The following is a 19,342-nucleotide window of genomic DNA, read 5'->3' as shown; positions in this document are numbered from 1 at the left end:
CAGTAAGCCGGCTTCATCTGTGAGCCGACCCTTGGGCCACGCATCACTCGTCGGCGTGCTTGCCCTCTTCCCAATACCAGGCGACGTATTGGCGCTTGCGGTCGTGGCCGCGCGAGGCCAGATGCGCCTTGACGCTGCGCATCGCAGCTTTTTCAGCCGCGAACCAGACATAGCTATCCGCCGGCATGCGATCGATCGCGGCCTTGGCGCGCTCGGCAAGCTGGTTCTTGGTGCCTTCGGCATAGGATCCGCGGTGCAGCCATTCGATGCTGAAGTCCGCATGGCTGACGATCGTCTGCTCTTCGGCCTTGTTCTCCACTTCGATGATCGCCGTGATCTGGGTTCCGGGAGATGCTTCCTCGATCATGCGGGCGATGGCGGGAAGGGCGCTTTCGTCACCGGCAAAGAGGATCTTCCCAGCCTCCGGCAAGCTGCCGCCGCCGGGCCCGATGATGGCAACCCGTGTTCCCGCAATTGCGTCGCGGGCGAAGTCGGCGCCCGGTGTGCTGACACCTTCTGCGGGATGCTGGAAGAAATCGATCGTGATCTGGCCTTGTGCCGCATCGACCGAGCGGATCGTGTAGATGCGCACGAGAAGTTTGTCCTCACCCTTCGGCCAGTCGATGCGTCCATCGGCCCGCAAGGTCGGCCAGACCGGGGCGCGCCCATGGGGTGGTACGAGCAGGCGGACGTGGATGTCGCCATCGACGAACGGCGTGACATCTTCGACTGACAGTGTCACCCGCAGCATTCTGGGCGTCACCTGCGCGGTCGAGACCACGAAAGCTTCCTGAAGATTGGCCGGCTGGACCTTCGGGGCAGGCTTCGACCAATCGAGCGAGAAAGGTTCTTCGCCGGCAAAATAGTAGAGATGCTCGGCAAACATCGTGCGGGTCGATTCCAGCTCTTCGTCGCTGCCGCAGGCGAGACGGATCTCCAGATGATCCGGCTTCGGTAGAAGCTCGATCCGTGCGTGGGACGAGGACAGAACGGCCTTGTCTTCCTGGCGGGTGACTTCCGCATGTTCGACGAAATGCTCGCAGATCTCGTCCAGCATGGCCGTCACGTTAACGGGGCGGGCGATACCGGACAGCTCGAAGGATTGGAGGTCGGTCATGGTTCAGGCTCCGATTGAGGACTGTTGCGCGCGGGCATGATGACGGCCGATCGGCAACATCATCGGCCTTTGAGAGGTGGGATCGGTCATGATGCGGCTTTCGATGCCGAAGACATCGCGGACCATGGCTTCGCTTAAGACTTCCTCCGGCCGTCCGGTCAGATGCGGGCGACCGGCGAGCATGGCGACGAGGTGATCGGCATAGCGCGCGGCGAGGTTCAGGTCGTGCAGCACCATCACGATCGTCGTGCCGCGGCTACGGTTGAGATCGGTCAAAAGATCGAGCACCTCGACCTGATGGTTGATGTCGAGAAAGGTGGTGGGCTCATCGAGCAGCAGGATTTCGGTTTCCTGTGCCAGTGCCATGGCGATCCAAACTCTCTGCCGCTGGCCACCGGAGAGTTCGTCCAGCGGACGATCCGAGAGCGCGAGCGTCTGGGTCGCTTCGAGTGCGGCGGCAACGGCCTCGTCATCGGCGCTTGTCCAGCGCGCGAAGAGGCCGTGATGCGGATGACGGCCACGGCTGACGAGATCGGCAACGGTGATGCCTTCAGGGGTCACCGGCGACTGTGGCAGGACGCCGAGCTTGCGCGCGAGTTCGCGCGTCGGCACCCGATGGATGGCCTGACCATCAAGCACGACCTCGCCGTTGCGAGGCGCGATCAGCCGCGACATGGCCTTCAGCAAGGTGGACTTGCCGCAGGCATTGGCGCCGACGATGGCGGTGATCTGGCCGGTCGGCACTTCGAGGTCGAGTTCCTCCAGAACGAGGTTCTTTCCGTAGCCGGCCGACAGGTTCCGGGCTTCGAGACGTGTGTCCGTCACGACTTACCTCCCGCGCGGTTGACGCTGATGATCAGCAGGATGAGATAGGGTGCGCCGAGGGCGCCGGTCACCACGCCCACGGGGTAGCGGCCGGGCAGGAGAAACTGGCCGACGAGATCGCCGATGAGGACGAGGCCGGCGCCGACAAGGGCCGATGGCAGGAGTATGGAGCCACGCCGACCGATGGTGCGGGCCGCAATCGGCCCGGTCAGGAAGGCGACGAAGGCAATCGGGCCAGTGACGGCGGTGGCGGTCGCAATCAGCCCGACGGCCGAGACAATCACAAGGATCCTGACGAGGCCGACATTGACGCCAAGGGCTGCTGCGGTCTCTTCGCCGGCGCGCATCGCCTCCAGATCCTGCGCTTTCATGAACAGGATGCCACCGAAGACGATCAGAGACAGGAGCAGGGGAAGGAGTTGTTCCATCTGCGCGCCATTCAGACTGCCGGTCAGCCAGCGCAATGCTTCCTGGAGCGTGAAGCCGGGGGCACGGGTCAGGACATAGGCGATGATGCTTTCGAGCATAGCGGAGACGCCGATGCCGACAAGGATGAGGCGCGGACCGGCGACACCGTCACGGGCGGAGAGGCCGTAGACGAGGATTGCGACGCCAAGCCCGGCCGCAATGGCCAGGATCGAAACGGCAGGGCCGCTCATCGACAGGACGACGATTGCAAAGACGGCGGCGGCGCTGGCACCAGAACTGATGCCGATGATATCCGGGCTTGCCAGCGGGTTTCGTAGCATGGTCTGGAAGGCTGCTCCGCCAAGGCCAAAACTCATGCCAGCGGCCAGTGCCGTCAGAGCCCGTGGCAGCCGCAACTGGCCGACGGTGAAGCTTGCGCCCGGAACCGCCTCACCGAGCAGAACGCGGATGACATCTGCCGGCGGCGTGAGGGATCGGCCGATCACGAGACTGGCGAAGACGATCGCCGCGATGGCCAAGGTCATGGCGCCGAGCAGAAGGCGCCGCTTTCGAAGGTCGCTACGGCGAGATGCGGCGAACCGCTGCGTGGCCGCGCTGGAGGTGGAGATGAAAGACGCGGTCACAGGTCCCTGACCTTCTGCCGGCGGACGATGTGGATGAAGAAGGGACCTCCGATCAGCGCCGTGACGATACCGACATCGAGTTCGGCCGGGCGTGCGGCGATACGGCCGGCGATATCGCTCGCGGTGAGAAGGGCTGCACCGCCAAGGGCTGAGAAGGGCAGGAGCCAGCGATGGTCCGGACCGACCAATAGGCGGCATGCATGCGGCACGACGAGGCCGACAAAGCCGATCGGGCCGCAAAGCGCGGTCGTTGCGCCACAGAGCAGGATGGCGCCGAGCGTGGCGCTGGCACGGGCGAAGGCGACACGGTCTCCAAGACCTGCTGCCAGTTCATCCCCCAGTGCCAGGGAGTTCAGCCGACGGGCAGAGAGGAGGCAGATGAGGAAGCCGACTGCGAAGAAGGCGAGAACGGGCAGCATGCGGTCGAATGTGGCGCCGCCGACGCCACCGATCTGCCAGGAGCGGATGCCGCCTGCGATGTCGGCTCGCGGCAGGACGACGGCGATGACCAGGGAGGAGAAGGCGATCGAGGTTGCCGCACCCGCGAGCGCAAGCTTGAGCGGGGTTGCGCCGCCACGACCGAGTGACGCGATGAGGTAGACGAAGACTGCCGTCATTCCAGCGCCTGCTATCGCGGTCCAGACGAAGGCCTGAGAGGAGGTGATGCCGACCCAGGCGATACCAATGACGACCGCAAGCGAGGCGCCGATATTGACGCCGAGAATGCCGGGATCGGCCAGCGGATTGCGCGTGACGCCCTGCATGACGGCGCCTGCGAGTCCCAGCGCTGCTCCGGCCAGGAGGGCCAAGACAGTTCGGGGTATGCGTGCCGACACGGCGGCCTGGGCTATGGTCTGCGTTTCGCCGCGCAACGCCGAGAGGACTTCCGCAAGAGGCACATCTCGCGTGCCGATCATCAGCGAGGCAAGCGCGAGAATGCCCACGGCGGCGAAAAGTGCCAGCAGCCAGACCACGCGGCTACCGGCTGCTCCGGCGCGTGAAAAGGAGATAGGGGCTGCGGCGGTCTTCGCAGTGCTCATTCGGTTTTCCGTGCCGCCTCGGCGAGCAGTCGCACATAGTCCGGCAGGACCCAGGTGACCGACAGCGGGGTGGGGTTTGCGGCAGTGCCGACAGGATCGCGTCCGAGAAGGACAATCGCCTCGTGCTGGACTGCCGGCATATGGGCGAGGAGCGGATTGGCCCTCATCGCCGCGAGAAGCGTCTGGTCGCCATAGGTGACCAGGATGTCGACATCGTCGAAATCATCGACCCGTTCTGCGCTGATCGACCCGGCAAAGCTGCCGGTTGAGGAGGCGCGCGCCACGCTTTTCGGCATGGCGAGGCCGAGGTCCTGGAAGAAGCGGACGCGGGTGTCCTGGGTGGTGTAGAAGTTGACGAGGCTGAGGTCGGTCGCATCCAGATGGGTGACAAACATGGCCGTCTTGCCCTTCAGTTCGGGATATTTCGCGACTTCTGCGGCGATCTTTCCTTCGATGTTTGAGATCAAGGCCTCGCCTTCGGTCGCCATGCCCAGTCCCGCACTGTTCATGCGGATCGTTTCGCGCCAATCCGTGGACCATGGCGCCTGCGGGTAGGCGACAACAGGTGCGATCTGGCTGAGCGTGTCGTATTCCGCCTGGCTCAGGCCGGAATAGGCGCCAAGGATAACATCCGGCTCCGTCGCCGCGACCGCTTCGAAATCAACGCCGTCGCCTTCGTCGAACAGGTCAGGCGTCTGCGCGTCAAGCTCCTTCAGCCTCTCGGCGACCCAGGGCAGGACGCCATCCCCGTCATCGTCGCCGAAATTGGCAGCGGCCATGCCGACCGGCACGATGCCGAGCGCCAAGGGCACTTCGTGATTAGCCCAGGCCACGGTTGCGACGCGAGCCGGCTTTTTTCGATGACTGTGGTGCCAAAGGCATGGGTGATCTCAACCGGGAAGCTCTCCTTCTCCTGCGCCATGGCAGAGGAACCCATCAGGCTCTGGAAAAGCATGGTCGATAGGAGAAACAGATGGCGTGGGTTGATCCGCATCGAACGGCTCCCTCAAACGGCTAAAACTTGATTGTCCGTCTCAGCTTCATGCCGTGACGTCAAGCACCAAGATATGGTCAGGAGCCCGGTCTCTTGGATTTTCCGGGGAATCTTACAAAGCCGAAAAAGTTACAATACTGGATTTTAATTCTCCAGTTAATGGGGCAAACCGGGTTGTCCAACCGAGGCCTGCCGAGGGACGGGCATGCATCGCTGGACCTCTTGAGCATCGATGATGGAGAGGTGGGCGACCGGGTGATCAGTGGGACACGTATTTTGTTGGAAAGAAACATGGTCAGGACCAAAACCACCGGCGCCAGCGCAAAGATTTCCGTTCGCTACTGCACCGCAATCCTGCTCGGCTGCACCGCCCTCGTCGCATTCGCGCCGCAGCGGTCCATCGCCCAGGATGCGGAGACAGACGACGGCTCGACGGTGCTGCAGACGATCACCGTCGAAGGGGCCGGCCAGGCTGACGACAGCAAGACGGTGGTTGCTCGAGACGCTGCTGCCGGTAGCCGGTTGACGACAGACATCATGGACACCGCGGCTTCGGTTTCGGTGGTTACGGCCAAGGAGATCCAGCAGCGTGCGGCCAAAAGCATCGAAGAAGTGCTGCAGTATACGCCGGCCGTGAATGCGGACTTTTACGGTTCGGACGATCGTTTCGACTACTACAAGATCCGCGGCTTCGACGCCTGGGCATATCGTGACGGTCTGACGCTGGGGGACCCCTTTGGCGGCATCCGTGAGGAGCCCTATGCGTTCGAGCGTGTGGAAGTGCTGAAAGGTGCGAGTTCAACCGCTTATGGGGTATCCGATCCTGGCGGTGCTCTGAATTATGCGACGAAGCTGCCCAAGACGGGGCGCTTCGGTGAGGTCTATGGCACGGCCGGATCGAACAAGCACGGTGAGGTCGGTTTCGACTTCGGCGACAACCTGACCGAAGACGACACCCTGTCGTATCGACTGACCGGCAAGTTGCAGAACGCGGACAAGGAGTACGATTTCTCACAGGACGACGAGAAGTTCATCATGGGTGGCCTGACATGGCGGCCGACCGACATGACAAGCCTCAGCGTCGTTTACGATCACCTCAACCGCGACAGCGTTCCTGGCGGTGGCGGGCATCCGATTGGCACCGACCTCGATCGCAGTGTGTTCCTCGGTGAACCCGACTACAACTACGATGTCACGAACCGCAACACCTTCAGCGTCTTGTTCGATCACGACTTCGGAAACGGTCTGACCTTCGGTTCGAATGCCCGCTACAGCAAGTCGAATACGGGCTTTGGCTATGCCTATGTCCAGGATAACTCACCGGACTATGCCGGGACGACGGTGAGCCGAGCCTATTACGGCAATGCGCAGAGCCGTGAGGACTTTGTCATCGATGCACATGTCCAATACGATGCGAACTTCAGCGTCGTAGACAGCCGAACCCTGGTTGGTCTCGACTACAAGCGGCATGATGGGACAGGCACCACCTACTATACGAGTGCGCCTGACATCAACTGGACCAACCCGGTCTATAGTGGTGCTCCGAGCTATGCCACGCCTTACGTTGCCGATGTCAGCAAGCAGTCGACGGTCGGCCTATACGTTGAGCAGGAGGCGACGATTGCAGACAAGCTCATCCTTTCCGTCGGTCTACGGAACGACTGGATGGATCTGTCGTCTGTCGACACCCAATGGTATTCCACTGGCTCTCCGATCACCACCAACAGTTCCGACGATTTCAGCGAGTTGTCCAAGCGTATCGGAGCGACCTATCGCCTGACCGAAGAGTTCGCCGTCTATGCAAGCTATGCGGAATCCGTCGCACCACCGAGCATCGGCGTCGCTCCGGAACGCGGCGAGCAGATGGAACTGGGTGTGAAATACAGCCCTGATGCTTTCCCGGCTCTATTCACCGCATCGATCTATGATCTGACGAAGAACAACATCACCCGGACAAACCCCTCGACGGCCCTGTCAGAGACGATCGGTGAAGTTCGAGTTCGAGGCATCGATCTGGAAGCCAAGGCGGAAGTGACGGACAATCTCAGCCTGACTGGTGGTTACTCCTATCTTGTATCCGAAATCATCGAAAACGGAACGTCAGGCAACGAGGGCAACGAACTGGCAATGGTGCCGCGCCAAACAGCGTCCTTGTGGCTGAACTACACGATCGAAGGAGACGGTCAGCGTGGCGACGTGACTGTTGGCGGGGGCGTGCGGTACATCGGTTCCTACTTCTACACGGATGAGAATACCGGTTCGACTGACGGCAACTTCGTCTTCGATGCCGCAATGACCTACAAGATCCGCGAGAACACAAGCTTCGAACTGAATGTCAGCAATCTGTTCGACGAGAAATACATTGCAAATGCCGGCTATGGTGCGGACTTCTACAATCCCGGCCGGGCGATCTATGCGACGATCCGCCAGACCTGGTGAGGCCAACTTGCCCGGGTGGATTTGATCCAGCCGGGCATTTCTCAGAGACGGTCGCTTCGTTTGCGCCAGGCGGCTGGTGTGTCGCCGGTGAACTGGCGGAAAACCTTGGTGAAGTGGGCCTGGTCCGAAAAGCCGAACTGGGCTGCGATTTCGGCGATGCTGAGTGCCTCATCGTCGAGAAGCTCGCGGGCCGCTTCGATCCGGCGTGACAGCTGCCATTGAAGCGGTGTCTTGCCCGTGGTCTCGCGAAAGACGGTGGCGAACCAGCTTTCGGACAGGCCGACCAGATCTGCCATGTCCGACACCGTCATCCGCTGTTCGCCATTCATCGAGAAATGGGCCGTGAGCCGGTTCATCTGTGCCTGGGTGAGCCGGCCGGTCTTCGCCACCGTCTCTTCTGTCTCGACCGTCATGGCGAGCATGCCGGTGACGATGCTGCCGACCAAATTTTCTGCAAAAGCCGGATGACGTGCCTCGGGTGAGAGCTCGTCGACCACGAGACTGGCCAAAGCTGCGATCGGGCCGGGATCGGGAAGCTCGATCGGCTTGCGCAGCGCCGTCCGCGCCGAAGAGCTGCCGATCGCCGGAGAGAGGAAGCGCATCAGGCGATCCTGATGCAGATGCAGATCGAGATGGGAAAAGCGGTGGGGCTTGGTGAAGCGTGTCCACATGGGCACGCCGGCCGGCACGTAAACTGCCCGGCACAGGCCGCGGTCACGCCTACTCAGATCAGCAGCGCGGTCGGCAACCTTGATTTGATCCGAAACGTCCGTGAAGAACAGCATGATGCGCGGATCGGGCGACAGGTAATATCCGCTCGCGCCTGCTTGTCCCTCCGCGTCCCAGTGAACGCCGACGATGCCATCGAGCGACCGCCACCTGGCGGGGCTCAACGCCCGGATGCCATGGATCTCTGACTGCATGGAGTGAAGGTAGGTCACTGTCGGGGGTCCCGCGCTTTACGGTTTGCGGACTGGTGCGCCTTGAGGCGGCTGCCGCCACCTTTAGGCAGAATAGCTGCTGCGTCAAGAAAGATGATATTTCAGCTCAGGTTAATTCTGCCGATGTGGATGCCCTCCGACCTGTCATCAAGCGGTTGTGTCTGCGCAGTGACTGGCCTAGTAAATATTTTCTGGAGGTTTACCACTGCTTCCGGATGTGGGTGAGGAGGAGCGGCCGCGATGGTAACAATCAAGGAAATTGCGAAGGCCGTTGGCGTCTCTTCGGGCACCGTCTCCCGGGTCCTGAACTATGACCACACCCTGTCGGTCTCCGAGGCCAAGCGGCAGGCGATCATCGAAACGGCCGAGGCGCTGAACTACGCGACGCCGCGGGCGCGCAAGGGCGCCCAGCTGCCGCCGTTTGCGATCCCCATGGGCAGCCATGCCGAGGTTTCTGCCAATATCGCCGTCATTCACTTCCTTGCGCCGAACGAAGAACTTGTCGATCCCTATTATGTCGGCGTACGACTGGGGATCGAAGCGCGCTGTCGCGAATACAAGATCGAGATCGCGCGCGTGTTCAATCCGGATGTGCCGGTCGATCTCGCCATGCTGACCGGCATCTCCGCTGCCCTCGTGGTCGGGCATCATCCGAAGGCCGAGATCGAGGCGATGGCCAAGGTCTGCCCGCATCTCGTGATGGCGGATTACAATCCCCGCATGCCGCAGTTCGACTGCGTTCGAGCCGATCTGGGTGAGGCAACGGTGGCAATCCTCGACAGTCTCGACAGTGCCGGATACCAGCGGATCGGCTTCGTCGGGGGCTATGAGCTGATGGACAATGATGCGCTGATGCATGGCGAGCAGCGCTGCAAGGCCTTCATCGAGTGGCATGAACAGCGTGGCCGTTATCAGCCGGAGCTGCTGGCGCTGGGGCAGAGCGAGCGGTTCGGGCAGAACCTTCGTCTGGAAACAGGCTATCAGCAGGCGAAGTCGCTGCTTGCCCTCGACACACCGCCGGATGCGATCGTGGCGGCGAACGACAACATGGCGATTGGGACCTACCGGGCCATTCAGGAGGCAGGGCTTTCCATTCCCGATGATGTCGCGGTCGTTGCCTTTAACGACATTCCCGTTGCGCAGTTCCTGACGCCGCCGCTCTCGACCATGCGGATCCCCGGCGAGTTGATCGGCGAGGTGGCGGTGGATCTTTTGGTGGAGCGGCTGAATGGTCGCGACTATTCCAAGCATGTGACCTTGCCGACCGAAATGGTCTGGCGCGCAAGTGCCCGGAAGCCGGCCCGCTCCTAGGTCTTGCGACGGGAGGTTGCGGAATCCCAAGCACTTACCGCAGCGCACAAAATATTTAGTAAAAATGTTCTTGGCTGTCCTCCGGTTTTCGGAAATAGTGGCGTCGAGGCAGGGGATGAGGCTGCCGCGGTTAACATCATAATGGGAGGAACACATGGATTATTCTCGCGTGCTCAAGCGCTCCGTTTCGGCTGCGCTGACGGGTGCCGCACTGTTGTGCAGCACGGCGGCCTTTGCCGGCGAAGTCACCATCTGGTGCTGGGACCCGAACTTCAACGTCGCGATCATGAAGGAAGCAGCCGAGCGCTACACCGCCAAGCATCCTGATACGACCTTCAACATCGTCGATTTCGCCAAGGCCGATGTCGAGCAGAAGCTGCAGACGGGTCTGGCTTCCGGCATGACCGATACGCTGCCGGATATCGTGCTGATCGAAGACTATGGCGCGCAGAAGTATCTGCAGTCCTTCCCCGGCTCCTTTGCGGCACTCACGGACAAGATCGACTATTCCGGCTTTGCCAAATACAAGGTCGACCTGATGACGCTCGAAGGCGAAGTTTACGGCGTGCCCTTCGATTCCGGCGTCACCGGCCTCTACTATCGCACTGACTATCTTGAGCAGGCCGGCTTCAAGCCCGAGGACATGCAGAACCTCACCTGGGACCGTTTCGTCGAAATCGGCAAGAAAGTGAAGGCCAAGACCGGTCATGAGATGATGGCACTGGATGCCAATGACGGCGGTCTGATCCGCATCATGATGCAGTCCGGTGGCCAGTGGTATTTCAACGAGGACGGCAGCCTCAACATCACGGGGAACGCCGCACTGAAGGCTGCACTCGAAACCCAGGCCCGCATCGTCAACGAAGGCGTTGCCAAGCCGACCAGCGGCTGGAACGACGGCATCAGCGCGCTGACCTCGGGTGACGTCGCCTCCGTCCTGATGGGCGTGTGGATCACGGGCACGGTCAAGTCCCAGCCCGATCAGGCCGGCAAGTGGGCGCTGACGGCCATTCCGAAGCTCAATATCGAGGGTGCCACGGCCGCCTCAAACCTTGGCGGATCGAGCTGGTATGTGCTCGAAGCTTCCGCCGAAAAGGACGAGGCCATCGACTTCCTCAACGAGATCTATGCCAAGGATCTCGACTTCTACCAGAAGATCCTGACCGAGCGCGGCGCGGTCGGCTCGCTGCTCGCCGCCCGCACCGGTGAAGCCTATCAGAAGCCGGACGAGTTCTTCGGCGGCCAGACCGTCTGGCAGAACTTTGCCGACTGGCTCGTCCAGGTCCCGGCCGTCAATTACGGCATCTTCACCAATGAACTCGACACGGCTGTCACGGCGAACTTCCCGGCGCTCGTGAAGGGTGCCCCTGTCGATGACGTGCTGAAGGCGATCGAGGATCAGGCTGCCGGCCAGATCCAGTAAGCCATCCCACAGGGGTGAGGCTTCTTCGTCTCGCCCCTGTCCTCCCGGAGACGTGCGGCGGTAATGCCGCGCGGCTTCCGTCGATTTGATTGCAGTCAGTGACCACTGATCGGGTTCGGGGACACCGCATGGCCACCACATCCAGATCCAGCTTGAGACGCTATTACGACGTGAACGGATGGCTGTTCGTGGCGCCCGCGATCGCGCTGATTTCCGTCTTCATGCTCTACCCGATCCTGCGGTCGCTCGTCCTGTCGCTCTATACAGGTCGCGGCATGATGCTGAAGTTTTCCGGCACGGGAAATCTCGTGCGTCTTTGGAACGACCCGGTCTTCTGGCAGGCGCTGCAAAACACGGTCATCTTCTTCATCGTGCAGGTGCCGATCATGATTACCATGGCGCTGATCCTGGCGGCCATGCTGAACAATCCGAAGCTTCGCTATTTCGGTCTGTTTCGGACGATGATCTTCCTGCCCTGCGTTTCCTCGCTGGTCGCCTATTCCATCCTGTTCAAGAGCATGTTCTCGCTCGATGGCGTGGTGAACAACACGCTGCTCGCGATCGGCATCATCGGCGAGCCGATCGGCTGGTTGACCGATCCCTTCTGGGCCAAGGTGCTGATCATCATCGCCATTACTTGGCGCTGGACCGGCTACAACATGATCTTCTATCTGGCGGCGCTCCAGAACATCGACCGGTCGATCTACGAGGCGGCAAGGATCGATGGCGTGCCGTCCTGGGGGCGTTTCGCGTTTCTCACCATTCCGATGCTCAAACCGGTGATCCTGTTCACCACCATCACCTCGACGATCGGCACGCTGCAGCTGTTCGACGAGGTCTACAACTTCACCGAGGGCACGGGCGGCCCGGCCAACTCGACGCTGACGCTGTCGCTCTACATCTACAATCTCACCTTCCGCTTCATGCCGAGCTTCGGTTATGCCGCGACCGTCTCCTATGTGATCGTGCTGATGGTGGCGGTCCTGTCCTTCCTGCAATTTTATGCCGCGAGGGAGCGTCGATGATGACCAAGCTTCGTCGCCACCTGCCTGACATCGTGCAATATGTCTTTCTCTCGCTTGCCGCCTTTCTCTCGATCTTCCCCTTCATCTGGATGGTGATCGGGGCGACGAATTCGACGAGCGAGATCATCCGCGGCAAAGTCACCTTCGGCACGGCTCTGTTCGACAACATCGCCTCCTTCTTCGCGCAGGTGGATGTGCCGCTGGTCTTCTGGAATTCGGTGAAGATCGCGCTCGTCGGCACAGCGTTGACGCTGCTCGTCTCGTCGCTGGCCGGCTATGGCTTCGAGATGTTCCGCTCGAAGTTAAGGGAACGGGTCTATACCGTGATCCTGCTGACGCTGATGGTGCCGTTTGCGGCGCTGATGATCCCGCTCTTCATGCTGATGGGGCAGGCCGGGCTATTGAATACGCATATCGCGATCATGCTGCCGATGATCGCGTCTGCCTTCATCATCTTCTATTTTCGCCAGGCCTCAAAAGCCTTCCCGACCGAGCTTCGCGATGCGGCGAAGGTCGACGGCCTGAAGGAGTGGCAGATCTTCTTCTACATCTATGTGCCGGTGATGCGTTCGACCTATGCGGCGGCCTTCGTCATCGTTTTCATGCTGAACTGGAACAACTATCTCTGGCCGCTGATCGTGCTGCAGTCGAACGACACGAAGACGATCACGCTCGTCGTGTCCTCGCTCGCCTCCGCCTATTCGCCCGAATACGGCACCGTGATGATCGGCACGATCCTCGCCACCCTTCCCACTCTTCTTGTCTTCTTCGCCATGCAACGGCAATTCGTGCAGGGCATGCTCGGCTCCGTGAAATAGGACTTTGAAATGCGCATTATCGAGAATTTCAACAAGGACTGGACCTTCCGCGCCGCATTTGAGCCGGCTTTCGCTTCGGCTTCGCAGCCGGGCGAGCCGGTCCAGCTTCCCCATACGGCGGTCGAGCTGCCTTACAATTATTTCGACGAGAAGAGCTATCAGAAGGCCTTTACCTATCAGAGGGTCATTGCCTGGGATCCGCGTTTCCACGGCAAAGAAGTTTCGCTGGTGTTCGATGCCGCCATGGCAGACAGTATCGTCTATCTGAACGGTATTGAGATCACCGCGCACAAGGATGGCTATACGCCATTCGAGGCCCGGCTGACGCCGCATCTCAAGGCCGGCGACAACCTGCTGACGGTGAAGATCGACGGTTCGGAAAACCCCGAGATCCCGCCTTTCGGTGGCGTCATCGACTATCTCACCTATGCCGGGATCTATCGTGATGTCTGGCTCAAGATCACTGCGCCGGTTTCGATCAAGAACGTCAAGATCGAGACGCCGGATGTGCTTGATGAAACCAAGCAGGTGACGGCGAAGGTCTGGATTTCCAATCCGACGGATCTGGCGCTTTCCGGCAATGTCACGGCTGTTCTGAATGATGGCGCGGGTCAGGAGATTGCGCGGACCGAGGCGGCAGTTTCTGGCGGCGAGGTTTCACTCGGCTTCTCCGGGCTCCAGGGCATCACGCTCTGGGATATCGACAATCCCGCTCTCTATCACCTCACGGTAACGCTTGAGACGGGAGCCGGTACCGACGCCGTGACGAGCCGTTTCGGCTTCCGCTCTGCCGAATACACGATCGAGGGCTTCAAGCTGAATGGACGCGTCGTCAAGCTGCGCGGCCTCAACCGTCACCAGGCCTGGCCGCATCTCGGTTATGCCATGGGCCGGCGCGGTCAGGAGAAGGATGCCGACATCCTGAAATTCGATCTCGCCTGCAACATTGCCCGCACCTCGCATTATCCGCAGTCCCAATACTTCCTCGACCGCTGCGACGAGATCGGTCTGTTGGTCTTCGAAGAGATCCCCGGCTGGCAGCATATCGGCGGTGATGCCTGGAAGGCGGAGAGCGTTCAGAACGTGCGCCGGATGATCGAGCGCGACTGGAACCACCCCTCGATCATCATCTGGGGTGTGCGTATCAACGAGAGCCAGGATGCTCACGATTTCTATGTCGAGACGAATGCCATGGCCCGTTCGCTCGATACGACCCGCCAGACCGGTGGTGTGCGCTACATCACCGAAAGCGAGCTGCTCGAAGACGTCTACACGATGAACGACTTCATTCTCGGCATGGAGGAACTGCCGGGCCACAATCGCGAGCGGCTGGTTCTGCGCGACCAGCGTGAGGTTACCGGGCTCGACCGCAAGGTGCCCTATATGATCACCGAATATGGCGGGCACATGTATCCGACCAAGCGCTTCGACCAGGAGCAGCGGCAGGCTGAACATGTCGGTCGTCACCTGGCGATCCTGAATGCGGCTGCGGGCGATCCGTCGATCTCGGGCTCCACCGGTTGGTGCATGTTCGACTACAACACCCACAAGGATTTCGGCTCCGGCGACCGCATCTGCTATCACGGCGTGCTCGACATGTATCGCGAGCCGAAATTCGCCGGTTACGCCTATGCCTCTCAGGGCGATCCGAAGGACAAGATCGTCATGCAGCCGGTCAGCTTCTGGGCACGTGGCGAGCGCAATATCGGCGGCGTGCTGCCGCTAATCATTCTCACCAATTGCGATTATGTCGAGATCCGCATGGGCCAGATCGTCAAGCGGATCGAACCCGATACCAAGACCTATCCGCATCTGCCGCATCCGCCCTGCATTCTCGACCACAGCATGGTCACGCCGGAGGAATTCGGCGAATGGGGCATGACCTGGCGCGATGGCGAACTCGTCGGCTTCATCGACGGCGAAGAAGTCGTTCGCCGTCATCTGCCGGCCGATCCGCTGCCGACGGACCTTGATATCGCGGCTGACGATACCGAGCTCCGGGCTGGCGAGAAGGATACGGTTCGCGTGATCCTGCGCGCGCTCGATCAGGGCGGCAATGTCATGGGCTTCTTCGACGATCCGGTCGAGGTCAGCCTCGAAGGACCGGGGCGCATCGTCGGACCCACGCTCCTCTCTTTCAAGGGGGGCGCCGTCGGTGTCTATGTCGAAGCCGGAAACGAGGTCGGGCGCTTGACGCTGACGGCCAAGTGCCGTCCCTTCGGGACCAAGCACATAACCTTCAACGTCACCTGAGCGAGGCTTAAATGGCAGAGGTCCGGCTCACCGATATCCGCAAGTCCTACGGTTCGCTCGAGGTCATCAAGGGGGTGAATCTTGAGGTTTCCTCAGGGGAATTCGTTGTTTTCGTCGGTCCCTCCGGCTGCGGCAAGTCCACGCTGCTCCGGATGATCGCGGGGCTGGAGGATATCACGTCCGGAGAGCTGACGATCGGCGGCACCGTGATGAACGATGTCGACCCCTCGAAGCGCGGCATTGCCATGGTGTTCCAGACCTATGCGCTCTACCCGCATATGACGGTGCGCGAGAACATGGGCTTTGCGCTGCGCTTTGCGGGCATGGCGAAGGACGAGATCCAGCGGCGCGTTAATGCGGCCGCGAAGATCCTGGAACTTGACGCGCTGATGGACCGCAAACCGAAAGCTCTGTCCGGTGGGCAGCGCCAGCGTGTTGCCATCGGCCGTGCCATTGTGCGGCAGCCTGACGTTTTCCTGTTCGACGAGCCGCTCTCCAACCTCGACGCTGAGCTGCGCGTCCATATGCGCGTCGAAATCGCCCGGCTGCACAAGGAGCTCAATGCCACCATCGTCTATGTCACGCATGACCAGGTCGAGGCGATGACGCTGGCCGACAAGATCGTCGTCCTGCGCGGCGGCATTGTCGAGCAGGTCGGGGCGCCGCTGGCACTCTACGACGATCCCGACAATATGTTCGTTGCCGGCTTCATAGGCTCGCCACGGATGAACTTCCTGCCCGCATCGGTCATCGGGCTGTCCGGTGGCGGACAGGTCACGGTGGCGCTTACGGCGCGGCCGGAGACACAGCTGACTTTTTCCTGTGCGAGCCCGCCAAAGGTCGGCGACGCCGTAACGGTCGGGGTGCGGCCGGAGCATTTTCTACCAGCGGGCAGTGGTGATGCGCAGCTGACGGTACATGTCGATGTTGTCGAGCATCTCGGCAATACGAGCTATGTCTACGCGCATACGGTGCCCGGGGAGCAGATCATCATCGAGCAGGAAGAGCGTCGTCAGGGCGGTCGGCTGGGCGATGAGATCACTGTGGGGCTTGCAGCAAAAACGAGCTTTCTCTTCGATGCTTCTGGGCGGCGCATTCGCTAGATAGAAGAGCCGATTTTCTGGGGCAAAAAGGCAAGCGCACGCTTGCTTTACGCTTTCGCGTACCGGCTTGCCGCGCTAGGCTCAAGCCCATGAAAAAGGTCTTCAATCCCCCCTCCGTCCGCCGTCCTTTCGGTCATTACAATCACGGTCTGCTGGTGCCGCCGGGCGCCAGCCTGCTGGTGACGTCAGGTCAGCTGGGTATCCGGCCTGACGACACGATCCCAGCCGATGTCACGGGCCAGGCCGAATTGTGCTTCGAGGCGATCAAGGCCATTCTCGAAGAGGCGGACATGACTTTCGCGGATGTGATCCGGATCTCCGGCTTCGTGACGCGGCGGGAGGATTTTCCTGAGTATATGGCGGTGCGTGATCGCTACACGCTCGATCCGAAACCGGTCTCGACGCTGCTGGTGGTGGGTGGCTTCACGCGGCCGGAATTCCTGGTCGAAGTCGAGGTGACGGCGGCCAAGGTGGTTTGACCGCCAATATACCTCTCAGAAATTCTCCATCTCGCGGCGGACCTTGGCCATGAAAGCGGCACGGGTTTCCTCGGTGCAATTGTTCATATCGTAATGGGCGAGGTATTTGACCGGCGCGCCAAGCTTGATCTGGGCGCGCAGCACGCGGGTGACAATCTTCTTCGGCGGATTGCCGGCGAGGAAGGCGCGCATGGGGGTGGCGCCATAGGTCATCACGGCAGCAAGTTTGCGGATGTGGCGAAGCGTCGGGGTGAGCTTGCCGTCCACCAGGTCAAAGGAGACGCCGGGCAGCCAGACCCGGTCAAAATAGCCCTTGAGCATGGCCGGAAAACCGAAATTCCAGACGGGCGTGACGATAACAAGCGCTTCGGCCTTCAACAGGCGCTCGACATAAGGTTTCACCAGCATCAGATTTTCCGGGATGTCATGATAGACGCGGCGGTCACGGGCTGACAGCACGGGGTCGAAACCCTCTTCATAGAGATTGCAGCCATCGACCTCGTGGCCGGCCTTTTCCAGGCTTTCGCAGGTGAGCTTGTAAAGCGCCCGGCCGAAACTCTCGTCGAGCGGGTGGGAGTGAAGGACGAGTACGCGCATTTCAAAAGCTCCAAGTCGTTGCCCGCTGTGTTTTCAGTCGGGGTTCAATTCAAAACTTCCGCGCCGTTTGTCCCAGCATGCCCGTCCTTCGCCGCCTGATGTCGAGGGGTGGGGGATGCCATGTCGTGGAGAGCATGGGCCGGTGGGCCGGCCGGGAGTACCTTCGGAATGTTGGTGGTGGCGGTTTGGGTGTGGTCCTTGTCTATTGTGTGTGCGGTACCCCCTCTGTCCTGCCGGACATCTCCCCCTCAAGGGGGGAGATTGGATGGGGCTGCCGTTCGCGGTTGCGTCATCCGTTGAGTTCGTGGATGGCTGCGTTTGGCGGTCAGTGGGTTTTAGGCCTTCATTGCCTCGTCCGCGGATCAGTATTTCGGTGTGGGCAAGGCGTTGGCTGAGCCTCAATCTCCCCCCTTGAGGGGGAGATGCCCGGCAGGGCAGAGGGGGGTAACCTCAGTCTCTGACCGAAGCGAGGCCCAACCTAACCTAACCTAACCTAACCTAACCATCACCCCTATTCCCCCGCCTCCGCAAACACCTCCAGACCCGGGAACAGGTAGTTCTTGCCCGCCGAGAAATCGAAGTCCGGGTTCTCCCAGGCGATCATCTTGCCGGGGTTGAGCAGACCCTTCGGATCGGTTTCCTTCTTGAAGGCGAGCTGGACCTGGTCGGTCTGCTTCATGCCGCCTTCTTCGAGCGTGTAGCGGTGCGGGTTGAAGATCGGGCAGCCGTTTTCCTCGTGGATGCGGATGATCTCTTCCAGTCTTTCCTTTGTGGTGTAGCGCACCAGTGGCAGGCCGGCGCACTGGATCTGGCCGTCGAACTTGATGAATTCGAGATGGCCGATGACTTCGTCGGGGAAGAGCTCGGTCATGATCCGAACCTTCTCGACATGATCCGGGCCGGGATACTGGACCTGGAGATAGGTGATGTTGGTGTCGAGCTTCAGCGCCCGCAGCGTCGTGTGGTTCCAGGTCAGCTCATAGGCATGCGGGATGCCCTTCATGCTTTCCACCGTGTCGGAGCGGAAGCGCACATCGCCCTTCATCCTCTCGGCGAGCGCCAGGAAGGGCTCCATGGAATGCGGTGCCACCATCAGTACGACGACTGACTGGCCTTCCTTCAGCCAGGGCTTGTGGCGGGTGAAGTAGTCATACGGGATGGGGGCGGCGATCGGGGCGACTTCCTTCAAGAGGATGCCGTTCTTGTGGGAGAGCGCATCGGCGAATTTAACCGCGTCCATGAAGTCGTCGTAGCCGACGATGACGTCCACCCAGTCGTAAGCAGGTGCCAGCGGCATCTCGACTTCGGTGATGATGCCATTGGTGCCATAGGCGTGGGAGACCTTCTGCAGATCCCAGGCGGAAAGTTCGAGCACGCGCGGCTCGGCCTCCATGGTGACGACGCGCAGCCGCAGGATATTGCCGAGATCGCGCAAGCCGCCCCAGGTGATCGAGCCGACACCACCGGAGCCGCCGGCAATGAAGCCTGCGACCGAGGCCGTCTGAGCGGTCGAAGGGTGGAAGCGCAGTTCCTGGCCGGAATGGGCTTTTGTCTGCTTGTCCAGCTCGGAGATGATGATGCCGGGCTCGCAGATGACGCGACCGGGCAGGATCTCCTTCACCTTGTTCATGTTGATGAGGTTGAGCACCATGCCGCCCGAGAGCGGCATGGCCTGACCGTAATTGCCGGTGCCGCCGCCGCGCGGGGTGACGGGAACGCCATGGGCGTAGGCGACTTTGAGAACCCGGATCACCTCTTCTTCCGTCGTCGGGGAGACAACGAGATCGCCGACGACATTGTCGAGTTCTTCCTTCAGGATCGGCGAATACCAGTAGAAGTCACGGCTCTTCTGCTTGACGAGCGCCGGATTGTTCTCGACGGCGATGCCTGCCAGCTCTTCCTTGATTTTGGCGTAGTCGGCCATG

Annotated in this window: 15 protein-coding genes and 1 pseudogene; 8 read left to right on the top strand and 8 right to left on the bottom strand. The window is 60.9% G+C overall.

Going from position 1 to position 19,342, the window contains the following annotated elements; all coding sequences use genetic code 11:
• Positions 1–43: 43 nt before the first annotated feature.
• The 5 genes and pseudogenes from FAA86_RS15530 to FAA86_RS15515 form a co-directional block, all read right to left on the bottom strand.
• Positions 44–1,117, bottom strand: a complete 1,074-nt coding sequence (locus FAA86_RS15530; protein ID WP_136542046.1) for a siderophore-interacting protein — start codon at positions 1,115–1,117, stop codon at positions 44–46.
• A 3-nt stretch (positions 1,118–1,120) separates the two neighbouring features.
• A complete protein-coding gene (locus FAA86_RS15525; protein WP_136542044.1) occupies positions 1,121–1,942 on the bottom strand; it encodes an ABC transporter ATP-binding protein in 822 nt (273 codons plus the stop codon).
• Positions 1,939–2,979 carry a FecCD family ABC transporter permease gene (locus tag FAA86_RS15520; protein WP_377344434.1) on the bottom strand — a complete coding sequence of 347 codons (1,041 nt, stop codon included), beginning with the start codon at positions 2,977–2,979 and terminating at the stop codon, positions 1,939–1,941. The genes FAA86_RS15525 and FAA86_RS15520 overlap by 4 nt, the downstream gene beginning before the upstream one ends.
• An 11-nt stretch (positions 2,980–2,990) precedes the next feature.
• On the bottom strand, positions 2,991–4,034 hold the full coding sequence (locus FAA86_RS24845) for a FecCD family ABC transporter permease (protein WP_183954684.1): 1,044 nt from the start codon (positions 4,032–4,034) through the stop codon (positions 2,991–2,993).
• Positions 4,031–4,971: pseudogene (locus FAA86_RS15515) on the bottom strand (iron-siderophore ABC transporter substrate-binding protein). Before FAA86_RS15515 ends, FAA86_RS24845 begins: the two are co-directional and overlap by 4 nt.
• Before the next feature lie 348 nt (positions 4,972–5,319).
• Here FAA86_RS15515 and FAA86_RS15510 point away from each other — a divergent pair.
• Complete coding sequence (locus FAA86_RS15510; RefSeq protein ID WP_136542040.1) at positions 5,320–7,467, top strand: TonB-dependent siderophore receptor; 2,148 nt, start codon at positions 5,320–5,322, stop codon at positions 7,465–7,467.
• A gap of 41 nt (positions 7,468–7,508) precedes the next feature.
• Here the strand turns inward: FAA86_RS15510 and FAA86_RS15505 are convergent, their stop codons facing one another.
• The gene (locus FAA86_RS15505) at positions 7,509–8,408 is read right to left on the bottom strand and encodes a helix-turn-helix domain-containing protein (RefSeq protein ID WP_136542038.1); all 900 of its coding nucleotides are present in this window, start codon (positions 8,406–8,408) and stop codon (positions 7,509–7,511) included.
• Positions 8,409–8,648: 240 nt separating this feature from the next.
• On the opposite strand from FAA86_RS15505, the gene FAA86_RS15500 reads away from it, so the two are divergent.
• The 7 genes from FAA86_RS15500 (at position 8,649) to FAA86_RS15470 (ending at position 16,820) form a co-directional block, all read left to right on the top strand.
• Positions 8,649–9,719, top strand: coding sequence for a LacI family DNA-binding transcriptional regulator (locus tag FAA86_RS15500; RefSeq protein ID WP_136542036.1), 1,071 nt, complete (start codon positions 8,649–8,651; stop codon positions 9,717–9,719).
• Between the two features lie 154 nt (positions 9,720–9,873).
• Positions 9,874–11,142, top strand: a complete 1,269-nt coding sequence (locus FAA86_RS15495; protein WP_136542034.1) for an ABC transporter substrate-binding protein — start codon at positions 9,874–9,876, stop codon at positions 11,140–11,142.
• A 128-nt stretch (positions 11,143–11,270) separates the two neighbouring features.
• The gene (locus FAA86_RS15490; protein WP_136542032.1) at positions 11,271–12,167 is read left to right on the top strand and encodes a carbohydrate ABC transporter permease; all 897 of its coding nucleotides are present in this window, start codon (positions 11,271–11,273) and stop codon (positions 12,165–12,167) included.
• A complete protein-coding gene (locus FAA86_RS15485; protein ID WP_167495005.1) occupies positions 12,164–12,985 on the top strand; it encodes a carbohydrate ABC transporter permease in 822 nt (273 codons plus the stop codon). The genes FAA86_RS15490 and FAA86_RS15485 overlap by 4 nt, the downstream gene beginning before the upstream one ends.
• 9 nt (positions 12,986–12,994) lie before the next feature.
• Complete coding sequence (locus FAA86_RS15480) at positions 12,995–15,238, top strand: glycoside hydrolase family 2 protein (RefSeq protein WP_136542028.1); 2,244 nt, start codon at positions 12,995–12,997, stop codon at positions 15,236–15,238.
• 11 nt (positions 15,239–15,249) lie between these two features.
• Positions 15,250–16,341: an ABC transporter ATP-binding protein gene (locus tag FAA86_RS15475; protein ID WP_136542026.1), complete on the top strand. Its 1,092-nt coding sequence runs from the start codon at positions 15,250–15,252 to the stop codon at positions 16,339–16,341.
• An 89-nt stretch (positions 16,342–16,430) separates the two neighbouring features.
• Positions 16,431–16,820: a RidA family protein gene (locus FAA86_RS15470; RefSeq protein ID WP_136542024.1), complete on the top strand. Its 390-nt coding sequence runs from the start codon at positions 16,431–16,433 to the stop codon at positions 16,818–16,820.
• A gap of 15 nt (positions 16,821–16,835) precedes the next feature.
• Here the strand turns inward: FAA86_RS15470 and FAA86_RS15465 are convergent, their stop codons facing one another.
• Both FAA86_RS15465 and FAA86_RS15460 read right to left on the bottom strand, forming a co-directional pair.
• On the bottom strand, positions 16,836–17,417 hold the full coding sequence (locus tag FAA86_RS15465; RefSeq protein WP_136542022.1) for an NAD(P)H-dependent oxidoreductase: 582 nt from the start codon (positions 17,415–17,417) through the stop codon (positions 16,836–16,838).
• 511 nt (positions 17,418–17,928) lie between these two features.
• On the bottom strand, positions 17,929–19,341 hold the full coding sequence (locus tag FAA86_RS15460) for an FAD-binding oxidoreductase (protein ID WP_136542020.1): 1,413 nt from the start codon (positions 19,339–19,341) through the stop codon (positions 17,929–17,931).
• Position 19,342 lies beyond the last annotated feature (1 nt).

It is taken from the genome of Rhizobium rosettiformans W3 (assembly GCF_004912135.1).
GTDB classification, from domain to species: Bacteria; Pseudomonadota; Alphaproteobacteria; order Rhizobiales; family Rhizobiaceae; genus Allorhizobium; species Allorhizobium rosettiformans.
Note: the sequence above shows the minus strand (reverse complement) of the source record. Positions and strands in the feature narration are given on the sequence as shown.

Excerpts from the sequence above, each read along its gene's own strand:
- FAA86_RS15530 (WP_136542046.1), bottom strand. The coding sequence starts at position 1,117 with ATGACCGACCTCCAATCCTTCGAGCTGTCCGGTATCGCCCGCCCCGTT.
- FAA86_RS24845 (WP_183954684.1), bottom strand. The coding sequence starts at position 4,034 with ATGAGCACTGCGAAGACCGCCGCAGCCCCTATCTCCTTTTCACGCGCC.
- FAA86_RS15510 (WP_136542040.1), top strand. The coding sequence starts at position 5,320 with ATGGTCAGGACCAAAACCACCGGCGCCAGCGCAAAGATTTCCGTTCGC.
- FAA86_RS15500 (WP_136542036.1), top strand. The coding sequence starts at position 8,649 with ATGGTAACAATCAAGGAAATTGCGAAGGCCGTTGGCGTCTCTTCGGGC.
- FAA86_RS15495 (WP_136542034.1), top strand. The coding sequence starts at position 9,874 with ATGGATTATTCTCGCGTGCTCAAGCGCTCCGTTTCGGCTGCGCTGACG.
- FAA86_RS15490 (WP_136542032.1), top strand. The coding sequence starts at position 11,271 with ATGGCCACCACATCCAGATCCAGCTTGAGACGCTATTACGACGTGAAC.
- FAA86_RS15485 (WP_167495005.1), top strand. The coding sequence starts at position 12,164 with ATGATGACCAAGCTTCGTCGCCACCTGCCTGACATCGTGCAATATGTC.
- FAA86_RS15480 (WP_136542028.1), top strand. The coding sequence starts at position 12,995 with ATGCGCATTATCGAGAATTTCAACAAGGACTGGACCTTCCGCGCCGCA.
- FAA86_RS15475 (WP_136542026.1), top strand. The coding sequence starts at position 15,250 with ATGGCAGAGGTCCGGCTCACCGATATCCGCAAGTCCTACGGTTCGCTC.
- FAA86_RS15470 (WP_136542024.1), top strand. The coding sequence starts at position 16,431 with ATGAAAAAGGTCTTCAATCCCCCCTCCGTCCGCCGTCCTTTCGGTCAT.
- FAA86_RS15465 (WP_136542022.1), bottom strand. The coding sequence starts at position 17,417 with ATGCGCGTACTCGTCCTTCACTCCCACCCGCTCGACGAGAGTTTCGGC.
- FAA86_RS15460 (WP_136542020.1), bottom strand. The coding sequence starts at position 19,341 with ATGGCCGACTACGCCAAAATCAAGGAAGAGCTGGCAGGCATCGCCGTC.